Source organism: Prevotella sp. AM42-24 (assembly GCF_003461825.1).
Classification (GTDB): Bacteria; Bacteroidota; Bacteroidia; order Bacteroidales; family Bacteroidaceae; genus Prevotella; species Prevotella hominis.
Genome location: NZ_QTXV01000009.1, coordinates 83,570 through 89,805, shown reverse-complemented (window position 1 = coordinate 89,805; position 6,236 = coordinate 83,570). Strand labels below are relative to the sequence as shown.

Genomic DNA, 6,236 nt, shown 5'->3' with positions numbered 1-6,236 from the left:
ATTAAGAGTCAGTTGCTCTACCAACTGAGCTAAGGGTGCTTCTTAAAGCCTCATTTCTGAATTGCGAGTGCAAAGGTACTACATTTTTTTGAAACCACCAATTTTTTTCGCAACTTTTTTCTAACTTTTTTTATTTTTTCTGATATAGAAGGTTCCAAAGGTATGCGAAACACCCTTTTTATTCAGGCTTTTCAGCACATACACACCTTCACTTAAACTACTTATATTCAGATAGTTACTACTACTTCGAAGCACTTTCAAAGGCTGTCCTAACAAGGATTCTACCAAAAAACAAGTAGCATCTGCATTTTTTGCACTTTCTGGTAAGAAAAGTCTTCCATCGCTGCATTTTAGCTTTTTTGCCTTACCCTGTCGTTCCAGCAGAAAGTCCTCAACTTTGGCAACATTTTGCACCGGACGGCTTTCATTTCCATATCCATCCATTGCAGTAACAGCAAAAAAGAGTGGATTTTCATCTCCCGAAAGGTCGAGTGTTATCTGATTGCCCATCATTCTTGCCGAAATCAGGTTTCTTGCATCTTCTGTATCTACCGGATAAGTTCTACTCGCATATATATTATTATATATATAAGGTGTAGAAACTGCAGTTCCATCCTCATATTGCGCAGCATTATTCCAGGTAAGCACTACTTTTCCTCCCACCTGCTGTGTTTTCAAATGAGATGACGCAACAGGAATACGCCTGCTCTCCCACTTCATAGCCGGCACCAAAGACGGATAGAGATTAAATTCCTTGGATGTGAAATCGTAGATACCCTGTCGGTTGTCAAGCAAGAACTTGTTACGGAAAAAAGCATGTCCCAGTCCGATATTGCGCAAATGATACATTTCGGAAGTTATATCCCCTATCTTCCACTTACCTTCCTTAGGATCCAGGAAATAAATTCCCAAACCAGGCACCACAATCTTGCCATGACTCTGTTCTGCCCAGTCGATAGCAAAAGGAAAGAACTGTTCGTTTCGAAAGTACATCATCGGATAAAGTTCATCCATCAGACCCGACTTGAGCCAACCCTGCGCATCCTGACAGACTTTGGTATAGGCATTCCAGCCATGACTCCAATAACGGCCAAGGTCATCAAACTTACCGATAGGAGAACAGCTCATTTTCACCCAAGGCTTCTCGCGCTTCACATTACGATGTATCGCCTCAACGATACGGGTAATAAACTGTCGCCCCTTCTCACGACTCACCTTGATATTCCAAGTCTCCGGATAGCGGATATAATCGAGATGGATGCCATCCACATCATAATTACGGGTTATTTCGCTACAAATTTGCGCAAGATAGTCCGCCGTTCTATTATCTTCCGGATTCATATATCCATCAGGTCCGATTTTCCTGATCAACCCCGGAAAGCGACTGCGAAGCGACTTACACCCCAAGGCATTCCACTTACCCACTGGAATTGTAACTACCCATGCATGACATTCCATACCCCGTTTGTGACACTCCTCTATCGCAAACTTCAACGCATCATAACCCGGACTTTTTCCAGGAAAACCAGACAAGCAACCATCCCAAGGCTCATAAGCTGAGGGATAGATCATCGTACCACGTACTCTGGTCTGAATAAGCACCGTATTAATGTGCGCTTTCTGCAAACGATTCAGAATCCCAACCAATTCCTGCTTTTGTTTTTCGGCAGAATAAGCAGACTGCGCATAGGAATGAGGCCAGTCGATACCGCCAATCGTGGTCAGCCACACAGCACGCACCTCATGCTTTGGGGGATAATTATTAAAAATCATACTCTGCAAAGAACTACCAGACGTGATTCTATGCACAGAGCTATCTAATATGGTATTTTGCGCCTGAAGCGACATAACCATAGTCAACAACAATGATATTTGAAAAAAAATACGTTTCATTACTTTTATCAACTAAAAAAAAATCCATAGGCTTCATTTCTCCGAAGCCAAGAGGCCTCACTTCCATGAATCCAACAGACCTCATCTCACTTCCTTGAAACCAACAAGCCTATCAGTCCTATCGCCCGTTCCACGATAATACACCAAGACCTGATACTTATTCTGAGTTTGAAAGTACGAACCCTCCGACGTAACAGGCTGCGTAGTACCATTATCCTTAAGTACCAGATACTGATAACTGTAATAACCCTGTTTCATCAGCACCTTTCCCTCGTAAGATTGCGTCTTTTCATCGTATTCCATCCGATAAGCTGGAAGAAACCGATCATGCGTCCAATCACCATTCAGATAAACATCGCCCATCTGACGAGGAGCCTTCAGAGAAAAATGCACCCAGGCGTAGTCTGAAATAAAATCATTATCTAGATTCTCACTGTTGCGAATAAAAAACGACCCCTGTGGCGCTTCATCATGCACATAGCTCGGACGGGGCAAATCCGGTTGCACAAAAGCATGAAACTCATTGCCATCCCATTTCATCTCATCCAGTCCCATCGTTGTATGATTCATATCAAGCATCTCAAACTTCCGATAGACATTGCCTGCCGGAAAAATCAAATCACGACAATGCGTCCACTGCAAGCCATCAGCACTAATATAGTCTGGCTTAGGATCACGCACCACATTATCCCATCTTCCATTCTGCAACACCACCATACGGAGCTGACGCTGAGGATCCGTAATTCGCAAATTACCATAATCTACATGAACACTCACCTGCTGATGACTCTTATTGACATCAATGTCAGTATTCGAACGATAGCCAACTGTCACATTCACTTGCGGATCAACTACCATAAAACAAGCTGTAAGCATCGGTTCATTCTCACGATTCTCATCATAAACCATCAACTTATAGTTGCCACCCATGGTGATACGGCAGTTCTCATTTGGAATACGGAGTTGATAATGAGTATAAAGCTGATTGGTATTGAGCGACTCTTCAAAGTCATCAATAGTCAGTTCTCCATTGAATCCAGCAAGGTAATCACTCACAAACAATCCTGCAGACTCATTCCAGTCCGCATCACAATGCACGATTTTATAACAATAACGATGATAGTCATGCGTAAGGTCATCAAAAGAAACCTGTACAGTTTGTCCGCCAAGCGTCACCACAGGCATTGACAGCCAGTTGTCACCCCCAACCACTTGCAAGGTAGTCACACGCGAGCTATGTATCTCTGAACGCTGAGCCACCCCTACTCCACACGATAAAGCAAAGGCCGCCAGCAACGCAATACCTCTGAACTTGTTATGAATTCTCATTTGTTTCATTCTGCAAAGATAAAACAAAAATAGGAAATAGCCAAAGAAATAGAAACAAAAAAAGTCTTCATCCAAAAAGATGAAGACTTCATTGTAGTCGATAGGGGAATCGAACCCCTATGCCAAGATTGAGAATCTTGTATCCTAACCATTAGATGAATCGACCATAAAAAAAAAGTCGGTTACTCGCCGGCTTCTATATGTCATTCCGTCGTAGTCGATAGGGGAATCGAACCCCTATGCCAAGATTGAGAATCTTGTATCCTAACCATTAGATGAATCGACCAACGGTACACTTTTGAAACATGTTTGCGGAAGGTGGGGGATTCGAACCCCCGGTACGGTAACCCGCACGTCAGTTTAGCAAACTGGTGGTTTCAGCCACTCACCCAACCTTCCTGATTGGACTCATTTCTGAATCAACAAACATTGTTTCTCAAATGCGAGTGCAAAGGTAATACATTTTTTCGGTTCCACCAAATTTTTCGGAAAGAATTTTCAAGAAAAATGCATTTTTCTTTATTTTTTCACCTTTTTCTCTCCCACTCGCATTTTTACACCTTATTATATATATAGGGAGAGGACTATATCGGGTTCACACATAGCGAGAAGCTCATATTGGTTCTAATACATTCTGAGAAATTCATCTTTGGAATTAAAGTTCCGATCCCGTAAATTGTCCCATAAATAATATTGCACCAGTATTCGCCTCCGTAATCATATACACAAAAGGACAGTCTGCATGGAAGTCAACTCGACGTGGTTCATCAGGATGCTGAAGACTCATCGTCATAATAGCAGCAGTTACTGCCGCTGCCTTTGTACCTTCCTCACTCACCTCTATCTTCGCCTTCTGCAGCATCTTGGAAATAGACAGACTGCCAGTTGCAAAATTTGAGAAGTTGGCATTTCCACCAAACATCGAAGGTGCACCCAACTTGCTGATGATACCATTCAAAGACAGACTTAACTCTGTAGAGAATCGAGGCAACTTCAAGTCAACCATACATTCGTCCATCTTATCACGCAGCTCAGCCAGCGACTTCACATCCACCTTTTTCATCATCTCGTCGATAGAACTACCCTGATTAGGAAGCAACACAACCATCTCGTATGAACGATTGCCATAAGGAATGCGAACTGCAGAATATCCAGCACCATCAGCATACTGATATTTTGCCTGGCGATGCATCATCTGAGCCTTCTTGATATCACGGGTATATCCATGAAATGCCTCCAACTTCGTATTCTTCTTATCAAACTTATCTGTCCATGCTCCCTTAAAATAGATAGCATTCATGATACAGGAAACCGCATTGGCATCCAACTGACTGATCATGCTTGGAATCATACCATTGGTCTGTTTGCTACACCACTGATTGATATGCTTAACAGATGCAGAAGAAGCGAAATCAAGATTCTCTACACCAGCCTGATAATCATTCTTCATAATTCCAGCGAATGTATTCTTGAGCTGATACTGTTTGTTGAGCGCAATATAATTGGCGATATTCACAGCTGTCTGCTTATCCAGACTATTTGCCTTCTGAAGCATCATTTTATAAAGAGCATTCAAATCTTCCACAGAAACACCCTCACAACCGATAGTCTTCAAAATTTCCTCACGAGTCTGTCCATCAGCTCCGTTTGCCAACATACCCATCAGATAAGAAATACTCATTGGGGAAACCACCTTAGAATCAAAACCTGAAATTTCATGGAAGAGATTGAGGGCGAAGCCATTGTTCTTATCTACAATACTACGCTGTTCATCCGACAAGATAAGATATCCCTCATCCATAGCTTCCTCACTTTTAGTAGCTTCCATACTCTCCGTTCCTTTCACTCCACCTTGAACTTTCTTACAAGAGCCACAAGAAACCATTGTCATCGCCAAAGCCATTGTGGCGATAGTCATTACACTTTTTTTCATAATCTATCTAATTTAATCATTATACGATATAAACATGTCTCTCCATCAAAAGAGCCATCATGACGCTTTCTTCGAGAAGACAACCGACTTTAAAACAACATTCCATTAGATTCCTTGCATTTCCGAAAAGAAATTAACCAGCATTAACAAAATAAGCATCATAACATAGCCATAGAACAAAACCTTCAGAAAAATAGTAAAAGAAGTCAAAGAAAACAACTTTTTAGAGCCAAGGAGCGTCTCAACCCCACCAATTCCGTTAAAACTTTATAAAACTTCGATATTTTTTCACAGGAAACATGGCTATAACAGAAAAAAGTAGTACTTTTGCACTCCGAATGCTCATGTATGGGCAAATATTACAGAAAAGTTAAGTTCGTTGGGGCTCAAATAAGTGCCGGCACGTTGCAGGACGCCTCGCGGAAAAACCCGTTTATATATTAAATTAATGTACGCAATCGTAGAAATTAACGGTCAGCAGTTCAAGGCTGAGGAGGGCAAGAAGCTCTTCGTACATCACATCAAGGATGTAGAAGCAGGTAAGACTGTTGAGTTCGACAAGGTTTTGCTCGTTGACAAAGACGGCGCAATCACTGTCGGTGCCCCAACTGTAGAGGGTGCAAAAGTAGTAGTAGAAGTTGTGAACCCACTCGTAAAGGGTGACAAGGTAATCGTCTTCAAGATGAAGCGCCGCAAGGACTATCGCAAGAAGAACGGTCATCGTGCACAGTTCACAGAGGTAACAATCAAATCTGTAATCGCTTAAATTAGGAGGAATTAGAAATGGCACATAAGAAAGGTGTTGGTAGTTCTAAGAACGGCCGTGAATCAGCTTCACAAAGATTAGGCGTTAAGATCTGGGGTGGTCAGAGCATCATCGCTGGTAACATCATCGTTCGTCAGCGTGGTAACAAGCACTTCCCAGGTGAGAATGTAGCTCAGGGTAAGGATGATACATTGTATGCTTTGACAGACGGTATCGTTTACTTCCACAAGGGCCGCAAGGATAAGAGTACAGTTTCTGTTCTCTCTCCTGAGGTTTATGCTGAGAAGACCAAGAAAGCTGACGCTTAAATTTTAA

Annotated in this window: 5 protein-coding genes and 3 tRNA genes; 2 read left to right on the top strand and 6 right to left on the bottom strand. The window is 42.2% G+C overall.

Annotation, left to right across the window (positions count from 1 at the left end):
• Positions 1-120: 120 nt before the first annotated feature.
• From DW917_RS05195 to DW917_RS05170, 6 genes are all read right to left on the bottom strand, one after another.
• On the bottom strand, positions 121-1,773 hold the full coding sequence (locus tag DW917_RS05195; protein WP_233524638.1) for a glycoside hydrolase family 10 protein: 1,653 nt from the start codon (positions 1,771-1,773) through the stop codon (positions 121-123).
• 201 nt (positions 1,774-1,974) lie between these two features.
• On the bottom strand, positions 1,975-3,231 hold the full coding sequence (locus tag DW917_RS05190) for a DUF5103 domain-containing protein (protein WP_233524637.1): 1,257 nt from the start codon (positions 3,229-3,231) through the stop codon (positions 1,975-1,977).
• 85 nt (positions 3,232-3,316) lie between these two features.
• A tRNA-Glu gene (locus DW917_RS05185) sits at positions 3,317-3,388 on the bottom strand.
• A 48-nt stretch (positions 3,389-3,436) separates the two neighbouring features.
• Positions 3,437-3,508 (bottom strand) — tRNA-Glu (locus DW917_RS05180).
• Positions 3,509-3,534: 26 nt separating this feature from the next.
• Positions 3,535-3,621 (bottom strand) — tRNA-Ser (locus tag DW917_RS05175).
• Between the two features lie 256 nt (positions 3,622-3,877).
• On the bottom strand, positions 3,878-5,155 hold the full coding sequence (locus DW917_RS05170; RefSeq protein ID WP_118116984.1) for a serpin family protein: 1,278 nt from the start codon (positions 5,153-5,155) through the stop codon (positions 3,878-3,880).
• A gap of 448 nt (positions 5,156-5,603) precedes the next feature.
• Here DW917_RS05170 and rplU point away from each other — a divergent pair, with 448 nt between their 5' ends.
• Both rplU and rpmA read left to right on the top strand, forming a co-directional pair.
• Positions 5,604-5,921: a 50S ribosomal protein L21 gene (gene rplU, locus DW917_RS05165; RefSeq protein WP_022109699.1), complete on the top strand. Its 318-nt coding sequence runs from the start codon at positions 5,604-5,606 to the stop codon at positions 5,919-5,921.
• A gap of 17 nt (positions 5,922-5,938) precedes the next feature.
• On the top strand, positions 5,939-6,229 hold the full coding sequence (gene rpmA / locus DW917_RS05160; RefSeq protein WP_118116983.1) for a 50S ribosomal protein L27: 291 nt from the start codon (positions 5,939-5,941) through the stop codon (positions 6,227-6,229).
• Positions 6,230-6,236 lie beyond the last annotated feature (7 nt).